1 pseudogene is annotated in these 618 nt (G+C 75.2%); it reads left to right on the plus strand.

Features of this window, described 5'->3' with window-relative positions:
* Positions 1–618, plus strand: a pseudogene (locus tag ACOADB_RS16745) (exodeoxyribonuclease V subunit beta); the annotation flags it as partial.

Below are 618 nucleotides of genomic sequence, written 5' to 3' on the forward strand. Positions count from 1 at the left end.
CGTCCCGGCCGTCATCGCCGGCGGCGGCAGTGTCTTCGCGACACCCGCCGCGACCGAGTGGCTCTCGCTGCTGGAGGCGCTCGAGCAGCCGCACCGCACGCCACGCGTGCGGGCAGCGGCGCTCACCTGCTTCCTCGGGTACGACGCCGCCGGCCTGGCTGCCGGCGGCGACGACCTCGCCGACGACCTCGGCGACCGGCTCCGCTCGTGGTCGGAGGCGCTGGCCCGTCGCGGCGTGGCCGCCGTGCTCGAGGCCGCGACGTCCGGCGGGATGCCCGCGCGGATGCTCGCCCGGATCGGCGGCGAACGAACCCTCACCGACGTCCGCCACATCGGCGAGGTGCTCCACGAAGTCGCGCAGCGCGAGCAGATGGGCGCCGTTGCACTGCTGGCCTGGCTGCGCCAGCAGGTGCTCGAGGCGCGCGACGGTCGGGGTGCCGAGCGCACCCGCCGGCTCGACTCCGATGCCGCTGCCGTGCAGCTCGTGACGATCCACGCGAGCAAGGGCCTGCAGTACCCGATCGTCTACCTCCCCGCGCTCGGCGACCGGTTCGTCGGCAAGCCCAAGCGCCCGCTCTTCCACGACGCGGACGGTCGCCGCTGCCTCGACATCGGCGG

It is taken from the genome of Nocardioides sp. CPCC 206348, from assembly GCF_048654705.1.
Classification (GTDB): domain Bacteria; phylum Actinomycetota; class Actinomycetes; order Propionibacteriales; family Nocardioidaceae; genus Nocardioides.